This window comes from Aeromonas sp. FDAARGOS 1414 (assembly GCF_019047065.1).
GTDB lineage: Bacteria > Pseudomonadota > Gammaproteobacteria > Enterobacterales > Aeromonadaceae > Aeromonas > Aeromonas veronii_A.
Genome location: NZ_CP077210.1, coordinates 1,179,505 through 1,198,236, shown reverse-complemented (window position 1 = coordinate 1,198,236; position 18,732 = coordinate 1,179,505). Strand labels below are relative to the sequence as shown.

Genomic DNA, 18,732 nt, shown 5'->3' with positions numbered 1-18,732 from the left:
TCCCGGCCACGGAATTTAGCGGTTGAGGGGCTCGATGCTCTCGTGATGGAGCACGGCACCAAACCGCTGAACTAAAAACTGCACGTTGGGATCCTGCTCCAGATCCCGGGTCACCTGCTCGCGCACCCCGAGATAGAGGCGATGCTCGATCTCGAGGGGGGTCTCCTTGTCAGGCACCACACCGAGCGTTACCTCGACCTGCACCGGTTGACCCAGCGCTGGCCCGATGATCTCGGCCAGATCGGCGCGCGCCTTGTCGCTCACCAGATGGCGCTGCTCGGGCTTGAGGGTTAGCAGTACCTTGTCCCCTTCCCGCGTCATCACCGAGTTGATGGCCAGCTGGCGCAGCCGCCCTCCCACCTGAGTGTGAGCGATCAACTCGGCCCAAGGGTCGCCGCAACCATTGAGCAGCGAGGAGGGAATCAGACGGGTCGCCTCCCCCTCTTGCGGCTCGCTGTCGCTTTCGAGCTCATCCCAGTCGATGGTCTCCATCACTGGTTGAGGGGGTTCATCCTGCGTCACAGGGGCAGCAGCCACCGCCGTGCTTGCAACGGGCGGCTGGGTCGCTGGGGTGGACGTCACCGCTGGCGCCGCAGCGCTGCGCTCACCGGGTCGATAGCTCGGCTGCCCGTCGAGATCCCAGGGTGGCAGATCGGTTGGCTGGGCCGGTGCCGTGACGGGGGCGTGACTCATTGCTGGAGCCTGCTCGGCAAAGCCCTGATTGAGGTACTCTTCGTATTCCCCGTTGTCACCCTGTGGCTCGTAGCCATCGCCATAGAAATCCACCGGCGGCAGATCATCATAGTGACCCATCGCCGCCATCCCCTGCCCGGCCGGTTGGCCGACCGGAGCTGGCTGTTGCGAGACGACCGGTGCAGCAGCGGGCGCGACAGGGCGAGCTGGCGCAACTGGTACTGCGCGCGGCGCAGGCGCCGCCGGGGCATCCTGACCTCGCTGGCGGCTGCGCAGCATATTTCGCTTGCCAAGCAGACTCTGCATGCTCGATACCGCTGATACCGGTTCAGCAGCGGCAACAGGCGTTGCTGTCGCTGCGAGCGCGGGCTCGAAGGGGGCGGTCAGCGGCTCGCCACGGGAATAGTCGGTATCGGCTGCGGCAGACGCTCGATCATCCGCATCTGCGGGCTGTGCAACCGAGTGCGCAGACACATCGGGCTGCACATGGGGTAACGCGGGCTCGGGTTGATACCCCATGCCTGCGGCTTCACGCAGCAGTTCATCCTGCTGGCTGAACAGCTCGGCGGCTTGTGCCTCCTCCTCGCTATCGGCGGGGTTGCCGATGTCATCCACCATCGAAGGCAGGAAGACATCAACCGCGGGCACGGCACTGGTAGCAACAGGGCTGGCTAGCGGTGCAGGCACGGCGCCGCTGATCGGTGCCAGTGCGGCCGATTCAGCGGCCGGGCGCTTTCCCGGCAAAGAGGCAACCGAAGTAGCGCTGCTCGCCGCACCGCTCGTCATTGACGGGGGCAACGCGGTGAGGCTGGCCGGATGCAGGGCATCACACCTTGGGGAGAAGGCGAGCATCCGCAGGCAGGTCATCTCCAGCGCAGTGCGGCCATCGGGGGCCCAGGGCAGATCTTTACGGCCACCCAGCACGATCTGGTAGCAGAGCTGCACCTCTTCCGGGCTCATCGCCTTGGCCAGTTGCAGCAGGGAATCGGCATCCGCCCCCTGCTCCTGCACGCTGGCAGGCAGCAGCTGCGCCATGGCGATGCGATGGAGCAAGCCTTCCAGCTCGGCGTGGAGCTGATCAAAATCGGGGCCCAGGGTGGCGATCTCGGTGATCTTGGCCATAGTCGCGGGGGCATCTTGCCGCAAAATGGCTTCCAGCAGCTGGTGCAGATGGCGGTGATCGAGCGTGCCCAGCATCGCCAGCACACTCTCGAGGCGCACGCTGCCATTGCCGTGGGCCAGCGCCTGATCGGTCAGGCTTAGTGCATCGCGCATACTGCCGTCGGCGGCTTTGGCCAGGGCCAGCAGGGCGCGTGGCTCGAAGGGCTGCCCCTCTTGATCCAGCACCCATTCGAGCTGCTTGGCGATCTGGGTCTGATCCAGACTCTTCAGATGAAACTGCAGACAGCGCGAGAGAATGGTGATGGGCAACTTCTGCGGATCCGTGGTGGCCAGCAGAAACTTCACATAGGGGGGCGGCTCTTCCAGGGTTTTCAGCAACGCGTTGAAGCTGTGGCGCGACAACATGTGCACTTCATCGATGAGGTAGACCTTGAAGCGGCCGCGGGCCGGACGGTACTGCACGTTGTCGAGCAGCTCGCGGGTATCTTCCACCTTGGTGCGGGACGCCGCGTCAATCTCCAGCAGGTCGACAAAGTTGCCCTGATCGATCTCGCGGCAGGTATCACAGACGCCGCATGGGTGGCTGCTGATCCCCTGCTCGCAGTTGAGGCTCTTGGCCAGAATACGGGCGATGGTGGTCTTGCCGACCCCGCGGGTACCGCTCAGCAGATAGGCGTGATGCAGCCGTCCCTGATCCAGGGCGTTGGTCAAGGCGGTCAGCACATGTTGCTGGCCTACCACTTGTTCAAACGTATGGGGGCGCCATTTACGCGCCAGAACCTGATAGCTCATAAATCCATCATGCAGGGAAGACAGGGCATTGAGGCCGGATGCTAACACAAATGGCGGGCTGGCTGTATCGGCTATCGGTCAGAGCGGGAGGGATCGCTTGATTTTCAAACCGATGCCCGCAAGGGCACCGGTTCAATGCAGGCCCGATGCAGAGGATCGGGCCGAAGAGGCATTACTCGCCGGCCAGCTCGACCAGTGAGACTACCTTGATGCCAGCAGCAGTCAGGCGGGCATCGCCACCCAGAGACGGCAGGGAGATGATGAAGGCCGCATCGGCAACTTCACCACCGGCACGGCGGATCAGCTTGACGGTCGCATCAACGGTACCACCGGTCGCCAGCAGATCGTCCACGACCAGCACCTTGTCACCAGGCACGATGGCATCGGTGTGCAGTTGCAGGGTGTCAGTGCCGTACTCGAGGGCATAGGACTCCTCGATCACTTCGCGCGGCAGCTTGCCCGGCTTGCGGACCGGTACGAAGCCCAGCCCCATGGCATAGGCAACCGGCGCGCCAAAGATGAAGCCGCGAGCTTCGGTGCCAACAATCTTGGTGATCCCTTGATCACGATAATGATTGGCCAGCAGATCGATGGTGGCCTTGAAGGCCTCGGCATTCTCGATCAGGCTGGTGATGTCACGAAACAGAATGCCCGGCTTCGGATAGTCGGGAATGGTCTTGATGCTTGCTTCGATAAATTTCAGGGTTTCCGGATTCATGTGTTGACCGCTTATTTTTTTGACCCAGGGGTGGCCATTTTTTCTCAATTCCCTTCTGCGGGAAATAAAAAAGCCTGTCACGCAAAAATGACAGGCCGACTCCATAGCATTATTGCTGCAATAGCTTAGGGACTTCACTTCACCATTGCAACTGGCTCCAGCACCGGCAGACGCATTAACCAGGTGAGCAGGATCACCATTATGATAACCAGCAACCCCTTGACCCACAGCAGTGGCACCACCGCCAGCGACACCGAAAAGGTGAGCAAAATGAAGATAATGGCGCGCCGTCTGGCCTGACGACGAATGCCGCGATACTGCTGCCAATCGACGATGGGCGGGCCAAACCAGGGATGGGTCAGCAACCAGCGATGAAAACGGGGCGACGAGCGGGCAAACAGAGCGGCAGCCAGCAACATGAAGGGGGTGGTCGGCAAGAGCGGCAGCACAATGCCCACAATACCGGTGGCGAATGCCAGCCACCCGAGCGCCATCAGACACCAACGCTTCATTCCTTCTCCTTGCGTGATTTATCTCCCTCTAGCCTAACAGAGTTTGAGCGGGTGCTGACAGCGGGCCGCAACCCCACTACAATCTGCGCTCTTTTTTCTTGCCACTCTCGTCGGAAAGCCGTTATGCGCGTTATTTTGGCCCCCATGCAGGGGGTACTGGATCACCTGATGCGGGAGGTACTCACCTCTGTCAATGATTACGATCTCTGCGTGAGCGAGTTTATCCGGGTCGTCGATCAGCTGCTGCCCGCCAAGGTGTTCTACCGCCTCTGCCCTGAACTGCTGCAAGATGGCAAAACCCGCGCAGGCACCCCGGTGCGGGTACAACTGCTGGGGCAACACCCCGAGTGGCTGGCCGAGAACGCCCTGCGCGCCATCGAGCTGGGCTCCCCCGGCGTCGATCTCAACTTCGGCTGTCCCGCCCCTACGGTCAACAAAAGCAAGGGCGGTGCGGTGCTGCTCAAAGAGCCCGAGACCATCTACCGCATCGTCAAGGCGGTGCGCGAGGCGGTGCCTGCCCATCTGCCGGTGAGCGCCAAAATTCGCCTCGGTTACGACGACAAGGATCTCTATCTAGAGAACGCTCAGGCGGTCTTTCATGGGGGAGCCAACGAGCTGGCCGTTCATGCCCGCACCAAGCGCGAAGGGTACAAGGCCCCCGCCCACTGGGAGTATGTGGACGCCATTCGCCGCGCCCTGCCCATCCCCGTCACCGCCAACGGCGAAATTTGGGATCATAAAGATGCCCTCACCTGCGCCAGGGTCTCGGGTTGCGATGCCCTGATGGTCGGGCGCGGCGCCATCTCCCTGCCCAATCTGGCCAACGTGATGAAAACCGGCTGCCCGCACATGAGCTGGGCCGAGGTGCTGCAGTTGATGGTGAGCTATACCGAGCAGGATCTGGCCAGCGAAAAAGCCGACTACTACCCCAGCCGCATCAAGCAGTGGTTCAGCTATCTCAAGCGGGAATATCCCGAAGCGGACCAGCTGTTTCAGGAGATCCGGGTGCTCAAAGAGACGGATCCGATCCGCGATGCCCTGCTGCAAGCAGCCAAAAGCCACGGCTAACCACGTTTAACTTGACGCATATCATCTTGATAGAGTTATCGGATCCCTATACTGCCCCGAATCTGTCGTCTGTCCTGTGGGGGATAATGTGTGTGAAATGACGCAAGCACAGTTGACTGTCTGGCGTAATCGCCTGCTGTCAGACTGGGCCCAAGTAAGAGAAACGCTGATCGGTCAACTTAAAGCCTGCCGCCGTGACGAGTGGGCCGAACAGGTCGGTCACTGCGAGCAGGATCAACTGGTGGAACTGACCAGCCGGCTGGATCTGCCGAAGGTAGAGCAGAGCGTGGCCCGCCTCAAGCGGATCGATGCGGCACTCTGCCAGATGGATCTCGGCCTCTATGGCCTCTGCTCCGATTGTGAAGAGCCGCTTTCCATCGAACAGCTGGAACAGGATCCGACCCTGCAACGCTGCCCGCGCTGCGAAGCCCGCTATCGCAAGGGATTCCACGCCCACGAACTGTGATGGATGCACCTCTGTGCATCCACTCACCCCTCTTCTCTACTGGTTAGTCCGTCATTCCTGTCCAATACTCAACCCTATCAGCCGATCCGGGGGGATAAGGTGTGTACAGAGTCTTGCTGATATGGTGTTTATGCTGCCAAGCAATAGCACAAGAGCCCCTGGTTGTAGGCTGGACAGAGTGGCAACCCTTCAGTTTTCGCGATAAGCAGCAACAGTTGCGGGGGCTGGACGTTGAGCTGGTCCACGCCATCTTCCAGCGAGCCGGTTATCAGGCCAGATTCAGCGAAATGCCTTGGTCTAGGGTGCTTCATGAACTGCGTTTTGGCACGGTACAACTTGCCATGTCTGCCAATATCACCACCGAACGACAACAATATGCGCGATTCACCCATCCCTACCGGGAAGAGCAGGCCGTTATTATTATCCGCCGGCAGGATGAGCAACGCTGGCGCGACATTACCTCGCTGGCATCGCTGCGCGAACGAGCTGACTTCAATATTGGTGTACTCAAGAATTTTGATTACGGCAATGCCTTTCGCCAGCTGATGACCGAACCCGAAATGCAACCACGCCTGCAGATACGCCTGAGGCTGGATCAGCTGTTGAAGATGCTACGGGCTGGGCGAGTTCAGGGGCTCGTGCTAGACCCCCACGGGATGCAGGGGTTGAGTGATGATGGAGATATACTTTCCGAATTCAAGATCCAGCTGCCGCTCGAGCAGACACCAGTACACCTGATGCTAAGCAAAGAGAGCACCACAAAGGCGCAACTGCACCGGATCAATCAGGCCATCCATCAGTTGAAACAGAGCCCCGACTATCAGCAGATCCTCGACCGCTACCAGTTCAGATCACTGCAACCATAACAAAACACTCAATGAGCAAGGGGAGCATCCGCTCCCCTTGCCGTCTCAAGCAAACCCTATCTTGTCTCAAACTAACCTTGTTGCGACTTGCCAAGACGATTTGGCCACCGATGACATGATGGGTTACCTCTGCCCGTCAGCATCCCAGCACAATGTCAGCAAGATGGGCGAAGTGGTGGATCTCGTGGGTCGCATCGCATTCGCCCGAGTGCCGCCTCGGGTTATACCAGCAGGTGGCCAATCCCTGTGACGCAGCCCCGGCAATATCAGTTTTCGGATTGTCCCCCACCATTAGCACTCTGGCCGGATCCGGCTTCCCCATCAGGGAGAGGGTGTGCTGGAAAATAGCCGGCGCCGGCTTGGTCACCCGGATCTCGTCAGAGATCACCAGGGGCTCGAACCACTCGCTCCAGCCCAGTTTTCCAAGTCTGCCACGTTGGGGGACGCTGAAACCATTGGTGATGATCCCCATCCGCACCTTGCTGCGCAATTGCTGCAGGGTCTCGACCACCCCTTCGAGGGGCATGCTAAGGGCAATGATCTGCTCCAGAAAGGTATTGTTCATCGCCATGGGGTCGGCGGCAACTTGCTGGGCAAAGAGGGAGAAGCGGGTCTGCTGCAGCACTGTCGCATCGATCTCGCCATCGTTGTACTGCTGCCAGAGCTCATGGTTGATAGCATGGTACTGCGCCATGCTGGCGTCATCGGCCTCCACACCATAGATCTGCAGCGTTTGCACCAGTGCCTCGGCGACCGGGAAATCGAGCAGGGTTTCATCCAGATCGAACAGCACCCAGTCATAGCTTGGTTGTTTCACAGAAATCCTTTTATCAGTCAGATTATTCGGAAGCTGAGTGCCCCACTCGACCGAGTGGGCCAGCCAGCAGATCCAGCGTGAGCCGCACACCAAAGCCGGTCACTTCGCTGGAGACCACCCCATTGCCCCCCTTGTTGCGAAAACCGCTCAGGTCGAAGTGCAGCCAGGGCGTCTGCTCGGGGATAAAATGGGCAAGAAAGCGGGCCGCATCAATGTGATCCGGCGAACTGCCTGGTGCACACTGCAACAGATCGGCCCACTCGCTCTCGATATTTTCATCGTAATCCTCATCGAGCGGAAAGGGCCAGACTCGTTCACCGCTGTGCTGACCCAGCTTGACCAGCGATGCCAGCCATTCGCGGCGATTGGTAAAGACGCCGCTATAGCGACTGCCCAATGCCCGCTTGCAAGCGCCGGTCAGAGTCGCATAATCGATCAGCAGATCCGGAGTATCCTGCGCCGCCATCGTCAGGGTATCGGCCAGCACCATTCGTCCCTCCGCATCGGTATCCACCACTTCGATGGTGAGACCATTCATCGCCGTCACCACTTCACCCGGACGATAAGCCTGGGGACCGATATGATTCTCGGCAATCGCCAACCAGCAGTGAACCTCATAGGGCAGCTGAGCCCGACTGATGGCATAAAGGGTACCCAGCGCCACCGCACTGCCCCCCATATCGAGATGCATGCCATACATGCTGCCGGAAACCTTGAGGTTATAGCCACCTGAGTCATGGCAGATCCCCTTGCCCACCAGCGCAATGCGGCGTACCGGCTTGGGCGGGTAGTAGCTGAGCTTCACCATGGCCCCCTGATTATCTTCCGAACCGCGGGCTACCGCCAAAAAAGCCCCCGCTCCCAGCTCGGCCAGCTGCGCCTGATCGTAGTGATGGCACTGCCAACCTTCATCCTGAGCCAGCTGGCTGACGAACTCGCGATAGCTGGCCGCAGTCAGCTCCGAGGCGGGTAACACCGCCAAATGACGAGCCAGCCCATTGCCCCCTGCTTCGCTGTAGATACGAGCCAGATCCAGCACTACAGCAGGAGAGACCGACACATGCTGATAGTTCCAGCCACTTTCGCTACGGCTTTTGCTGGTCGGCAACGGTAGATTGGCGGCCAACAGAGCCGACAACATCAATTCAGCCAGCATCACCCACTCTGAGGGGGAGAACCCCTCCAGATGCAGCCCGAGCCGCTCTACCTTGAGCCCGGAGAGCGGGGCTATCCAACCTCTGACCTGCTTATAAAGACGGTGATCCCGCGTCACATTGCCGGTCACCAATATGACCAGCAACAGGGTGGAACCATGCATCAGGGTGAAAGGTGCTTTTTGCCCAAGTGCCAACTGGGTATTGATCCCCGACAGGGCCGGTAGCGACAGCAATGCTTCCTTTTGCTCTTCGGCGATCAGCAGCAGTTGCAATGGCAAGCCCTGTGAAAGGGTCTCGGTCAGCGTGGCATCCCGGCTTTCAATAGCAGGAGGAAGATAGGTAAAAGGAGTGATCACAGGCGCGTGCCTCATCCATGAAGAGATATCTGATGATACCTAACAAATGGTCGAGACGACCAGTTATGGTCTTGAAAAAGCGCAGGAAACAGCATTAATCGCCATCGGTTGCATACCCGATGGATATATATTCAATGTAATGAGGGGGAAAAGAAGAAAACTATCAGGAAGTTGGTTGCGGGGGCCGGATTTGAACCGACGACCTTCGGGTTATGAGCCCGACGAGCTACCGAGCTGCTCCACCCCGCGTCCGAATTGTCACCCTCAAGCCGAGCAGTAGCTTGATGGCGTTTGTCTGCTTTCGACTGTTGACACAATCGCAAGCTGACGAAAAGTTGGTTGCGGGGGCCGGATTTGAACCGACGACCTTCGGGTTATGAGCCCGACGAGCTACCGAGCTGCTCCACCCCGCGTCCGAATTGTCACCCTCAAGCCGAGCAGTAGCTTGACGGCGTTTGTCTGCTTTCGACTGTTGACACAGTCGCAGGCTGACGAAAAGTTGGTTGCGGGGGCCGGATTTGAACCGACGACCTTCGGGTTATGAGCCCGACGAGCTACCGAGCTGCTCCACCCCGCGTCCGAATTGTCACCCTCAAGCCGAGCAGTAGCTTGATGGCGTTTGTCTGCTTTCGACTGTTGACACAATCGCAAGCTGACGAAAAGTTGGTTGCGGGGGCCGGATTTGAACCGACGACCTTCGGGTTATGAGCCCGACGAGCTACCGAGCTGCTCCACCCCGCGTCCGAATTGTCACCCTCAAGCCGAGCAGTAGCTTGATGGCGTTTGTCTGCTTTCGACTGTTGACACAATCGCAAGCTGACGAAAAGTTGGTTGCGGGGGCCGGATTTGAACCGACGACCTTCGGGTTATGAGCCCGACGAGCTACCGAGCTGCTCCACCCCGCGTCCGAATTGTCACCCTCAAGCCGAGCAGTAGCTTGACGGCGTTTGTCTGCTTTCGACTGTTGACACAATCGCAGGCTGACGAAAAGTTGGTTGCGGGGGCCGGATTTGAACCGACGACCTTCGGGTTATGAGCCCGACGAGCTACCGAGCTGCTCCACCCCGCGTCCGAATTGTCACCCTCAAGCAGAGCAGTAGCTTGGTGGCGTTTGTCTGCTTTCGACTGTTGACACAATCGCAGGCTGACGAAAAGTTGGTTGCGGGGGCCGGATTTGAACCGACGACCTTCGGGTTATGAGCCCGACGAGCTACCGAGCTGCTCCACCCCGCGTCTGAGGTCGCCAATAATAGGCGCCAGCGCACAGATTGCAAGTAAATATCTCAAAAAAAGTTTATTCGTAGATTAATCAGACAGAGAGTGAGGACATTAGCAGCATCATGCTGTTTTTTCAGGCAATAGAGTCAAAGCCACATACCAGGCACTATACTCAGTGAGATGAACACTCCTCATTTTGGGTAGGTATGATATGCGCATCTCCGCCGGTCACTGCCGTCAGTTGGGGGCGACACCCGACAACCGCGGCGTCAACTTCGCCATCTGGGCCCGCTTGGCCAGCCGGGTAGAGCTGCTGCTTTTCTCCAGTGCCGAAGATGATAGTCCCGAGGTAATTCCCCTCTCCCCCCGTTTCAACCGAACTGCCTACTACTGGCATATCCATATTGAAGGACTCCCCATCGGGCAACGCTACGCCTACCGTATCCAGGGACCATGGCGTCCCTATTGTGGCACCCGCTTTGATGGTGACAAGGTTCTGCTCGATCCCTATGGGCGCAGTATTGAACTGGGCCCCAACTATGACCGATGGGCGGCTGCACGCCCCGGCAGCAATATGGCTTGCTGCGCCAAAAATCGGGTAGTCGATACCCGCCACTACAACTGGGAAGGAGACAAACTGCCTGCTCACTCTCTCTCCCGCTCGGTGATTTACGAACTCCATCTGGGGGGGTTTACCAACTCCCCGAGCTCCGGGGTTGATCCTGCATTGCGGGGCACCTATCTTGGATTGATTGAGAAGATCCCCTATCTGCAATCTCTCGGGGTCACCGCCGTTGAACTGCTGCCGGTGTTTCAGTTCGATCCTCAGGATGCTCCCAGGGGGCTATCCAACTACTGGGGATACAGCCCCATGTCCTTTTTCGCCCCCCATGCCCAGTACGCCTGTGGCGATGATCCGCTGACCGAATTTCGCGATATGGTCAAGGCGTTGCACAGGGCCAATATCGAAGTGATCCTGGATGTGGTCTATAACCACACCGCCGAGGGGGGAGATGATGGCCCCACCTTCTCGTTTCGCGGCATCGACAACGAGGCCTACTACATCCTCGACAACAACCAGAAGGACACCAACTACTCGGGCTGTGGCAACACCTTCAACGGCGCACACCCGGTGGTACTGCGGATGATCATGGACAGCCTGCACTTCTGGCGCCAGGAGATGCACGTCGACGGCTTCCGGTTTGATCTGGCTGCCATTTTGTCGCGGGATGAATCGGGCCAGCCACAGGCCAATGCCCCGACCCTGCGCACCATAGATACCGATCCCAAGATCGCCGATATCAAGTTGATCGCCGAGGCCTGGGATGCAGGGGGGCTCTATCAGGTGGGATCACTGGCCGGCGCCCGCTGGCGTGAGTGGAACGGCCAGTTCAGGGATGATGTGCGCCGCTTTCTGCGCGGGGATGACAACAGCGTCACCGCCTTTGTCGAACGGTTGTGCGGTAGCCCCGATATCTATCACTATCACCATGCAGATCCCGAGAAGAGTATCAATTTCGTCACCTGCCACGACGGCTTTACCCTGTGGGACTGGGCCAGTTACAACAACAAGCATAACGAGGCCAATGGCGAGCAGAACCGTGATGGCTGTGATCACAACTTCAGCTGGAACCACGGCCATGAAGGGGTAACGGACGATCCCCAGATCAATGCCCTGCGCACGCGCCAAGCCAAGAACATGATGGTGGCAACCCTGTTATCGGTGGGATCCCCGATGCTGTTGATGGGGGATGAACTGCTGCGCACCCAGCACGGCAACAACAACGGTTACTGTCAGGACAACGCGACCTGCTGGATGGATTGGCAACCAACTCCCCGCAGCCAGGAGATGTTCCGCTTCATGAAGGAGCTGATCCAATATCGCAAACATCTGTTCCAGCGCCCGGAGCAGGAGAGCATGCCACTGTCGCTCACCGAAATCCTGCGGCACAGCGAGATCTGCTGGCACGGAGTCAATGCCATGCAGCCAGACTTCAGTCCGCACTCCCATGCCATCGCCATGTCGGCGCTGTCAAGCGAAACCCGACTGGCCCTTTACGTACTGTTTAACGCCTACTGGGAGCCCCTCACCTTCAACCTGCCCAGCCCGCCCAAGGGAGTTGGCGGCTACTGGCGGCGGATCCTCGATACCGCCCTCCCCTCACCGCAAGATATCTGCACTTTTGGCATGCCACTGGAAGGGTTGACCAGAGAGTATCTGGCCCAGCCACGCAGCAGTTGCCTGTTTATCTGCGGGGCCGATGACTTCTATTGATTCTCGAGAGTCAGATATGAAAAAGCCCCGGGCCTTGGCTCGGGGCTTGCTCTTTTCAGTGTCAGTGTCAGATCAGCTGGTACAGCACGCTGGTAGCGGCGATCTGGGCGATAAGCAGGCCACACAGGGAAGTGGAAACCACCACAGGCGCGGTATCACGCTGCAAGTAGAGCGGGCTGAACCAGAGCAGCAGGGAAGCCACCAACAAGGCAGCCTGTGTCACCACCGCCGGGATCAGATCATCGAGATTGGCTTCAGCCCCTTGCCAGCCCACCAGCACGGCCAGCCAGATAAGGCTGGCCATGGCGCCCGCCAGCGCAGCCAGCGGCAGAAGAGTATTAAACGCCTTGAGGCGGTGACGGGCTCGCAACAGCATCAGGTGAGCAAAGGCCGCTCCCAGCATCACCATCTGCAATAAACCGCTCACCCAGCCCTGCAGCTGCAGCAGCCCGAAGCCATAAACAGCGAGTGGCAACGCCGGTAGCCAGAGCAGCGTTGAGGGGACTGCACGCTTGCCCTCCAACCGTGACTGGGCCAGCGACAAGCCGACCCCGAGCACCAGTGCGGCACCACCACTCCAGATCAGCCAACTGGCTGCCTTGGCCTCTACCGCCAGCATCAAGGAGAGCGCGGTAATGACCCAGATGGAAAAGAGCTGCTGAGTGATGCGTGAGCGCTGGCCAGGGCAGATATCACCGCGCCACAACACGATACCGAGGGCAATGAGGGCTCCAAGCGCCATCAAGCCGGTAAGGGGAAAGAGCCAAAGTGGGAGTTGGACGAACATGACGCCTCCAGCAGCAAGAATTCGGGGGCGCCACCGGGGCGCCGGAGAAGAGTGGGCGAGTATACCCAAACCTGCGGCTATCCCCAATCACGACAAACAGACCGGCAAAAAATGAGCAGATGCCCCGAAGGTCATGATGCTGCCGACAGGCCCATTATCACACCGACTTCACACCTGACCGCGAGCCAGTGCCACCACCCGGGCAAACATCTGACGCAGCACGGGAGGAATATGCTCGGCACCAAGCCGCTCGGCTTCTTCCACCACAGCCAGCGCCATCCCCGGCTTGCTGCGATGATGAATCGCCTTGTTGATGATATGACTGGCACTCCACATGGCTCGTCCGCCCACCCCTGCTTCCCGCCGGAACACGGCTTCAAAACCATTGTGATAGAGGTAATGTTCAATGTCAGAGGCTGGCAACTGAGTCAACCGATCCCGTTCCCGCTCCCCTTTGAGTTGGCCCCGGGCCGAAGCAGCATACTTGAGCCCCGCCTCGTCGCCATCGGTCAACAAGTGCCATTCGATACCAAAATCCCGCGCCACCTTGATCAGCGGTGACTGGCCGCACTGGGCAAACTCGATAATCCGCACCCCTTCGGCCCGCAAACTGTAACCACAGATCTGGGCCAGCTCGGAGAGCAACCAGATTTCGGTCTCCCCCTCCACCAGCAGCCAGCAACGGGCAAATAGCGACATCGGGCGGTTGATCCGCACATGGAAGGCGATCTTGCGCAAATCGTCGCTGCTGTAGCGCTCGCCCCCCAGCTGGTGACAGAGGATATCCTGCTGCCGACGCACCAGTCGTCGTACCTGATTGAGCGGCAGTGAAGAAAGCAAGTCCCCCGAGTTGGTGGTGAGCAGCTTCTGGCCCGGCAGTTGTTCCAGCAGCCCCCACGCCAGCGCCAGCATGGTGGGGTGCAGCCGGCTCTCAGGATCCTCCAGGATCATGATGGGACGGGCCCCCTCCTCCAGCTCGCGATTGCCTCGCGCCTGCAGCAGGGTCGCCGCCATCCCGGCCATCGCCAGTTGCAGGGTGCGGTTATCGGCATGGCGCAGCAGGGTGTGCAGGTTGCCAGGATTGCGCAACGTCATGGGACGATTGATGATGTCACGCTGGCTGCGCGGTTTGTTCTTGATGGGGGCCAGAGCGTTGAAATAGTGATCCATCAGCTGGCGCACTGCTTGCAGCGCCTCCTTCAACTCCGGCTCCCCGATGCGCTGGGGCTCATCGATCAGCTTGTCGGCCAGTTCACTGAGTCTGTGCTCCGAGAGATCTCCCCACTGCAGGGTTTCCACCCCGTTGCGGGCACTGCGAGCGTCCCGCAGCCGGAACACCGGGTTCATGGTGATCAGCAGGCTAACCAGTTCGTTAGTATTGGCAATAGGCAGGCTCTTGCCCACCCCGTCGAGAAAGTCGTGAATGGTGAGCACAGAGCCATCAGCTTGCAGCTCGGCACTGGCACGATAGTGGATGCGATGAAACTTGTCCTTGTGCAGCACCCAGGAGGCGCCAAGACGAGCCAGACGGCGAGAATGCTGGCACATTTGTGGCCTGTGCTCACTGAAGGTGAGCACCAGTTGCAGATGACGCGAAGGGGCCAGCTCGGGATCTTCCGGTTGGTGAAAATCATCGGCGGTGAACTGATAGGGCTCGGCATTTTGCCCCAGCAGACACCAGAGCGCGCGCAACAGGCTCGACTTGCCCCAGGTATTCTCGCCAATCAGCACTGTGGTGTGATCCAACCCGAGCGAAAGACGATTTATACCGCGAAAACCTTTTACTTCAATACGTTCCAGAAACATCCTGCAATGTCCACGTCACTCAGATTGAGCAATAGTGGCAAAGTTAACTGGAAAATCCTATCGGCAGCCGGGCTTTTTCAACGTGAACTGTGAGGCACTGCAGGTTCGGGAGGGGTGACGACAGCGGTGCGATCTTGCGGGGCATTCCAGTGGCTGAACCAAAGGTGACGGGTACGGATTTGACGTTTGCGATAATTCAATGGGCATTCCTTTCAATGGATAAGTGGTAGAGAGTACACCTCTTTTGCCCAAAGTCTCAGGCTTATCTGTGACGGGAAGATGACAATTGCGCCCGCCACTGCCCCGGCGTCAAACCAAACGCCTCGCGAAAACGATTACCGAAATGGGCCTGCGAAGAGAAGCCACACTGACTGGCGATGCTGGCCAGCGGCTCGGGGCCAGTCAACAGCTGCTTGGCCCGTTTGAGCCGCAGCCCCAGCAGGTAACGGTGGGGCGGGCAGCCGAGACTCTGGCCGAACATGCGGGCAAAGTGATACTCGCTCAGCCCCGCCTGCTGGGCCAGCTCTGCCAGCGTGACCGAATCGGCCAGATGGGCCTGCAGATACTCCTGCACCCGCTTGATCACCACGGGCGCCAGCCCGCCGCGCAGAGGCGGCAGACCGGGAGCCTCCTCGGTGTGGTGGCGATAGGCGTGGAGGATCAACATCCAGGCGCCGTGGGAGAGTGCCAACCGATCGACCCCTTGCTGCCACTGAAGCTGCATCAACTGGCGCTGCACCAGCGAAGCCGCCTGCGGATCGTCGATAAAGGTCTTGTCCACCAGTTGCAGGTGGCGCCCCTCCTTGTCACACACCTCCTCGGCGATACGGGTGAGGTGAGCCGGGGTGAAGTAGAGATGAAAGAAGCGAAACTCTTCGCGCACCAGCCACTCGGATCTGTGGTGATCCGGCATGATGCACACCTTGCCGGTGCCGCCGTGGCCACCCGGCCCATCGAGTCGCTCGGTCTGCTCGCCTCCTTGCAGATAGACGCTCAGGGTGTGGTGGCCCGGCTTGTGATAGCGGGTCTGGTCATAGCAGTTGCACCAACTGGCGACGCCAAGCCCGGGTTCGAGCCAGCAAGCGTCGTCCAGCCGGGCGCCGGTGCTGACCAGAGCATCAAATACCCCTGCTGTTTTCATTCGCCCCTGCCGCCTGTTCCGGTGTAAGTGTTATGTCGCTGCCACCCATCTTACCGACCGCGCCCGCAGATGACAGCGCAGGGCGATGAAAAACCGCAAGATGGTGCAATCCAGCCATCAGGGCTTGCCCCATAGTGGGTCATCTCTCCCTGACTCACCGGAACAGTGATGAACCTGATGCTCTATCTTGCCACCGTGCTTATCTGGGGCAGCACCTGGATTGCCATCGCCTGGCAACTTGGCCCCATCCCCATCGAGGTGTCGGTGCTCTACCGCTTCCTGCTGGCTGCGGTGGCACTGTTTGCCCTGCTCACCGCCAGCGGCCGCTTTCCGCGCCTGCCGTGGCATGGCCAGCGCTATGCGGCGCTGCTCGGTGCCCTGCTCTTTTCCACCAATTTTCTCTGTTTCTACCACGCCACCCGCTATATCCCGAGCGGCATGTCGGCGGTGATCTTTGCCAGTGCCAGCATCTTCAACGGCCTCAACCTCTGGCTGTTCGAGAACAAGCGCCCCACCCTGCGCTGGCTGCAAGGCTCCTTGCTGGGGCTCTTTGGCACCCTGCTGCTGTTCTGGCCGGTGCTGGCGGATGCGCAACTGGGTGCAAACGGCTGGAAGGGGCTGCTGCTCGCCTGCGGCGGCACCCTCTGCTTTTCGCTGGGCAATCTGGTCTCGGCACGGGGCCAACGCCATGGCTACCACGTACTGCAACTGGTGCCCTGGGGCATGGTTTACGGCGTGGTGCTGTTGCTGGGCTGGGTCATATTGCTAGGCCAACAGCTGGTGGTGCCGACCGATGGCCACTATCTGGTGGCCATGGTCTACCTCGCCCTGTTTGGCTCGGTGATCGCCTTTACCGCCTATCTGACGCTGGTGGGGCGCATCGGTGCCAGCAAGGCCTCCTACGCCACCGTGCTCTTTCCATTGGTGGCGCTTACCCTCTCCACCTTCTATGAAGGCTTTGTCTGGCAGCCGGTCTCGGTGGCCGGAGTGGTGATCAGCCTGATCGGCAATCTGGTGATCTTCGCGCCGCCCTTGAGCGAATGGCGCATTCGACCGGCCAAGGCAGCAAACGACCCTTGCTCCTGAGCCAGTCAGCCCCTAAGGTAGCGCTGATCAATCTGTGACGATCCTGATGGCGATAAACAAGGGGGCGAGATGTTACTGGAAGGGCTGGAGACGCTGAGCCTACTGGCAAGTGAAGGAACCATGGCCAAGGTGGCCAGTCGCCTCTATATCAGCCAGTCGGCGGTGAGCAAGCGGATTGCCCAGCTGGAGCAGCGCCTCGGCAAGAAGCTGATCGAGCCGGAGGGGCGCCAGATCCGCCTCACCCCGCAGGCCAAGGAGCTGCTTGAGCGAGTGGCCCCGAGTCTGGCCGAAATGAAAGGGGTGCTTGCCGATAGTCAGGATCTGGCGGATCAGAGTCCTCTCCCCATCGCCTGCTCCGAAACCCTGCTGGCGGGTTATCTCGCCCACTTCATGCGCGACTATCTGGAGCACGATCCCCACCTTGCCCTCTCTACCCACCACACGCCGGTCATTCTGGCGCGGGTGCGCAGCGGTGATGCCCTGCTCGGCATCTGCGCCGGTCGGCTCCCACCCGGCCATGGCCTCGGCGCCGATCTGCTACTGGAAGAGCCCTTTTATCTGGTTGGCGAGGCGCAGCAGAGCCTGCCGCCAGCCAGCGCAGAAAGCAGGCGCAAGATCCTCACCATGGATCTGGAGAACCCCTCCAACCGCTACCTGCGCGAACCGCTGGCAGATATGGGATTGGAGCCCACCATGGAGCTCGACTCCTATCTGGCGCTCATCGAACTCGCCAAGGCAGGCATTGGCCCTGTGCTGCTCCCCGCTGGCCTGCTGGGGCTGGTGGGAGAACAGGGGGAGATGGCGCGCCCACTGCCCGGGCTAGGCCGTCCCCTGCATCTGGTCTACCGACCAAACAGCCTAAAGCGAGAGCGGATCGCCAGGCTGGTGAGCGCCCTGCACCAACACTTTCGCCACTGCAGCGACACACCGCGCTAGCGCTGTAAAACACCAGATATGACAACGGGGCCCAAGGGCCCCGTAAACATCCGATTCGTCGTACACTCCCCGCAACTCAGATCCAGGCAAATAGCTCCGGATACTGGCTCCACACCAGCTTGGCAGACATCAGCAAGGAGACGGTCACCAACAGTGGCTTGATCAGCTTCACCCCTTTTTTCAGCACCATCTTGGAGCCAAAGCGGGCGCCGATAAACTGTCCCAGCGCCATGCAAAAACCGACACTCCACACCACCTTGCCACCGAGCGCAAAGAACAGCAGGGAGGCGATATTCGAGGTGAAGTTGAGCAGCTTGGTATGGGCGGTGGCGCGCGCCATGCCAAAACCCGCCAGCGCTACGAAACCGATGGCAAAAAAAGAACCTGTGCCCGGCCCGAAGAAGCCGTCATAAAAGCCGACACCGCCCCCCACCAGCAACGCAAACAGCATGGGAGTCAGACGGCGGGAGCTCTCGGCATCGCTTACCCGCGGCGAGAAGTAGAAGTAGCAGGCAAAGGCCATCAGCAGGAAAGGGAGCAGGCGCTCGAGAATGGCGGCGTCTATGGTCTGCACCGCCAGCGTGCCGATAGCCGCACCGATAAAAGTGCAGATCACCGCAGGCCAGATCATGGCCCACTCCAGCAGCCCCTTGCGGGCATAGAACCAGGTGGCGGAGAAGGAGCCAAAACTGCTCTGCAGCTTGTTGGTGCCGAGCACCAGCGCGGGCGGCATGCCGGTGGCGAGCAACGCTGGCACCGTCAGCAGACCGCCGCCACCGGCGATGGCATCGATAAAGCCGGCGACAAGCGCTACACCGAACAGGGCAAACAGGGTAACCAGTTCCAATTCCATCCATAGACCTCACGAGAGTGGGTTGCCCTAAGGGGTTGGGCAACCGGAGAACACCAAAACGAC

At 59.7% G+C, this 18,732-nt stretch carries 15 protein-coding genes and 7 tRNA genes; 6 read left to right on the top strand and 16 right to left on the bottom strand.

All coding sequences use genetic code 11. The features are described from left to right. Positions 1 to 15 precede the first annotated feature (15 nt). The 3 genes from dnaX to I6L44_RS05365 all read right to left on the bottom strand — a co-directional run bounded on the left by dnaX (position 16) and on the right by I6L44_RS05365 (position 3,837). On the bottom strand, positions 16 to 2,607 hold the full coding sequence (gene dnaX, locus I6L44_RS05375; protein ID WP_216953492.1) for a DNA polymerase III subunit gamma/tau: 2,592 nt from the start codon (positions 2,605 to 2,607) through the stop codon (positions 16 to 18). A 172-nt stretch (positions 2,608 to 2,779) separates the two neighbouring features. Beyond that, positions 2,780 to 3,325 (bottom strand): adenine phosphoribosyltransferase, encoded by a 546-nt coding sequence (gene apt / locus I6L44_RS05370; RefSeq protein WP_005352403.1) that lies wholly within the window; start codon positions 3,323 to 3,325, stop codon positions 2,780 to 2,782. Between the two features lie 134 nt (positions 3,326 to 3,459). Beyond that, on the bottom strand, positions 3,460 to 3,837 hold the full coding sequence (locus I6L44_RS05365; RefSeq protein WP_064335934.1) for a YbaN family protein: 378 nt from the start codon (positions 3,835 to 3,837) through the stop codon (positions 3,460 to 3,462). Positions 3,838 to 3,960: 123 nt separating this feature from the next. On the opposite strand from I6L44_RS05365, the gene dusC reads away from it, so the two are divergent. The 3 genes from dusC (at position 3,961) to I6L44_RS05350 (ending at position 6,237) form a co-directional block, all read left to right on the top strand. Further along, on the top strand, positions 3,961 to 4,905 hold the full coding sequence (dusC, locus tag I6L44_RS05360; protein WP_216953491.1) for a tRNA dihydrouridine(16) synthase DusC: 945 nt from the start codon (positions 3,961 to 3,963) through the stop codon (positions 4,903 to 4,905). A gap of 97 nt (positions 4,906 to 5,002) precedes the next feature. Next, positions 5,003 to 5,371, top strand: coding sequence for an RNA polymerase-binding protein DksA (locus I6L44_RS05355; protein ID WP_019445807.1), 369 nt, complete (start codon positions 5,003 to 5,005; stop codon positions 5,369 to 5,371). Positions 5,372 to 5,529: 158 nt separating this feature from the next. Beyond that, on the top strand, positions 5,530 to 6,237 hold the full coding sequence (locus I6L44_RS05350) for an ABC transporter substrate-binding protein (RefSeq protein WP_254204286.1): 708 nt from the start codon (positions 5,530 to 5,532) through the stop codon (positions 6,235 to 6,237). Between the two features lie 136 nt (positions 6,238 to 6,373). Here the strand turns inward: I6L44_RS05350 and yjjG are convergent, their stop codons facing one another. The 9 genes from yjjG to I6L44_RS05305 form a co-directional block, all read right to left on the bottom strand. Beyond that, positions 6,374 to 7,054 (bottom strand): pyrimidine 5'-nucleotidase, encoded by a 681-nt coding sequence (yjjG, locus tag I6L44_RS05345; RefSeq protein WP_216953489.1) that lies wholly within the window; start codon positions 7,052 to 7,054, stop codon positions 6,374 to 6,376. 22 nt (positions 7,055 to 7,076) lie between these two features. Beyond that, complete coding sequence (locus I6L44_RS05340; protein WP_216953488.1) at positions 7,077 to 8,567, bottom strand: leucyl aminopeptidase family protein; 1,491 nt, start codon at positions 8,565 to 8,567, stop codon at positions 7,077 to 7,079. Positions 8,568 to 8,739: 172 nt separating this feature from the next. Continuing rightward, positions 8,740 to 8,816 (bottom strand) — tRNA-Met (locus I6L44_RS05335). 87 nt (positions 8,817 to 8,903) lie between these two features. Further along, positions 8,904 to 8,980, bottom strand: a tRNA-Met gene (locus I6L44_RS05330). Positions 8,981 to 9,067: 87 nt separating this feature from the next. After that, positions 9,068 to 9,144: transfer RNA gene (locus I6L44_RS05325), tRNA-Met, on the bottom strand. A gap of 87 nt (positions 9,145 to 9,231) precedes the next feature. Beyond that, a tRNA-Met gene (locus I6L44_RS05320) sits at positions 9,232 to 9,308 on the bottom strand. Between the two features lie 87 nt (positions 9,309 to 9,395). Continuing rightward, positions 9,396 to 9,472: transfer RNA gene (locus tag I6L44_RS05315), tRNA-Met, on the bottom strand. A gap of 87 nt (positions 9,473 to 9,559) precedes the next feature. Beyond that, positions 9,560 to 9,636, bottom strand: a tRNA-Met gene (locus tag I6L44_RS05310). Positions 9,637 to 9,723: 87 nt separating this feature from the next. Beyond that, positions 9,724 to 9,800, bottom strand: a tRNA-Met gene (locus I6L44_RS05305). Between the two features lie 196 nt (positions 9,801 to 9,996). On the opposite strand from I6L44_RS05305, the gene glgX reads away from it, so the two are divergent. After that, positions 9,997 to 12,060, top strand: coding sequence for a glycogen debranching protein GlgX (gene glgX, locus I6L44_RS05300; protein ID WP_151285686.1), 2,064 nt, complete (start codon positions 9,997 to 9,999; stop codon positions 12,058 to 12,060). Between the two features lie 67 nt (positions 12,061 to 12,127). Here the strand turns inward: glgX and I6L44_RS05295 are convergent, their stop codons facing one another. The 3 genes from I6L44_RS05295 to I6L44_RS05285 form a co-directional block, all read right to left on the bottom strand. Beyond that, positions 12,128 to 12,847 (bottom strand): hypothetical protein, encoded by a 720-nt coding sequence (locus I6L44_RS05295; protein ID WP_151285685.1) that lies wholly within the window; start codon positions 12,845 to 12,847, stop codon positions 12,128 to 12,130. A 168-nt stretch (positions 12,848 to 13,015) separates the two neighbouring features. Next, positions 13,016 to 14,653, bottom strand: coding sequence for an ATP-dependent endonuclease (locus tag I6L44_RS05290; protein WP_216953487.1), 1,638 nt, complete (start codon positions 14,651 to 14,653; stop codon positions 13,016 to 13,018). A gap of 262 nt (positions 14,654 to 14,915) precedes the next feature. Beyond that, positions 14,916 to 15,794, bottom strand: coding sequence for a helix-turn-helix domain-containing protein (locus I6L44_RS05285; protein WP_216953486.1), 879 nt, complete (start codon positions 15,792 to 15,794; stop codon positions 14,916 to 14,918). Between the two features lie 168 nt (positions 15,795 to 15,962). Between I6L44_RS05285 and I6L44_RS05280 the strand changes: the two genes are divergently transcribed. Beyond that, positions 15,963 to 16,880: a DMT family transporter gene (locus I6L44_RS05280; RefSeq protein ID WP_167574347.1), complete on the top strand. Its 918-nt coding sequence runs from the start codon at positions 15,963 to 15,965 to the stop codon at positions 16,878 to 16,880. 69 nt (positions 16,881 to 16,949) lie between these two features. Then, a complete protein-coding gene (locus I6L44_RS05275) occupies positions 16,950 to 17,816 on the top strand; it encodes a LysR family transcriptional regulator (protein WP_167574348.1) in 867 nt (288 codons plus the stop codon). 76 nt (positions 17,817 to 17,892) lie between these two features. Here the strand turns inward: I6L44_RS05275 and I6L44_RS05270 are convergent, their stop codons facing one another. Then, positions 17,893 to 18,669: a TSUP family transporter gene (locus I6L44_RS05270; protein ID WP_005333472.1), complete on the bottom strand. Its 777-nt coding sequence runs from the start codon at positions 18,667 to 18,669 to the stop codon at positions 17,893 to 17,895. Between the last annotated feature and the right edge of the window lie 63 nt (positions 18,670 to 18,732).

Coding starts and splice junctions, on each gene's coding strand:
- I6L44_RS05280 (WP_167574347.1), top strand. CDS start 15,963: ATGAACCTGATGCTCTATCTTGCCACCGTGCTTATCTGGGGCAGCACC.
- apt (WP_005352403.1), bottom strand. CDS start 3,325: ATGAATCCGGAAACCCTGAAATTTATCGAAGCAAGCATCAAGACCATT.
- I6L44_RS05270 (WP_005333472.1), bottom strand. CDS start 18,669: ATGGAATTGGAACTGGTTACCCTGTTTGCCCTGTTCGGTGTAGCGCTT.
- I6L44_RS05285 (WP_216953486.1), bottom strand. CDS start 15,794: ATGAAAACAGCAGGGGTATTTGATGCTCTGGTCAGCACCGGCGCCCGG.
- I6L44_RS05290 (WP_216953487.1), bottom strand. CDS start 14,653: ATGTTTCTGGAACGTATTGAAGTAAAAGGTTTTCGCGGTATAAATCGT.
- dnaX (WP_216953492.1), bottom strand. CDS start 2,607: ATGAGCTATCAGGTTCTGGCGCGTAAATGGCGCCCCCATACGTTTGAA.
- glgX (WP_151285686.1), top strand. CDS start 9,997: ATGCGCATCTCCGCCGGTCACTGCCGTCAGTTGGGGGCGACACCCGAC.
- I6L44_RS05295 (WP_151285685.1), bottom strand. CDS start 12,847: ATGTTCGTCCAACTCCCACTTTGGCTCTTTCCCCTTACCGGCTTGATG.
- I6L44_RS05275 (WP_167574348.1), top strand. CDS start 16,950: ATGTTACTGGAAGGGCTGGAGACGCTGAGCCTACTGGCAAGTGAAGGA.
- dusC (WP_216953491.1), top strand. CDS start 3,961: ATGCGCGTTATTTTGGCCCCCATGCAGGGGGTACTGGATCACCTGATG.
- I6L44_RS05365 (WP_064335934.1), bottom strand. CDS start 3,837: ATGAAGCGTTGGTGTCTGATGGCGCTCGGGTGGCTGGCATTCGCCACC.
- I6L44_RS05355 (WP_019445807.1), top strand. CDS start 5,003: ATGACGCAAGCACAGTTGACTGTCTGGCGTAATCGCCTGCTGTCAGAC.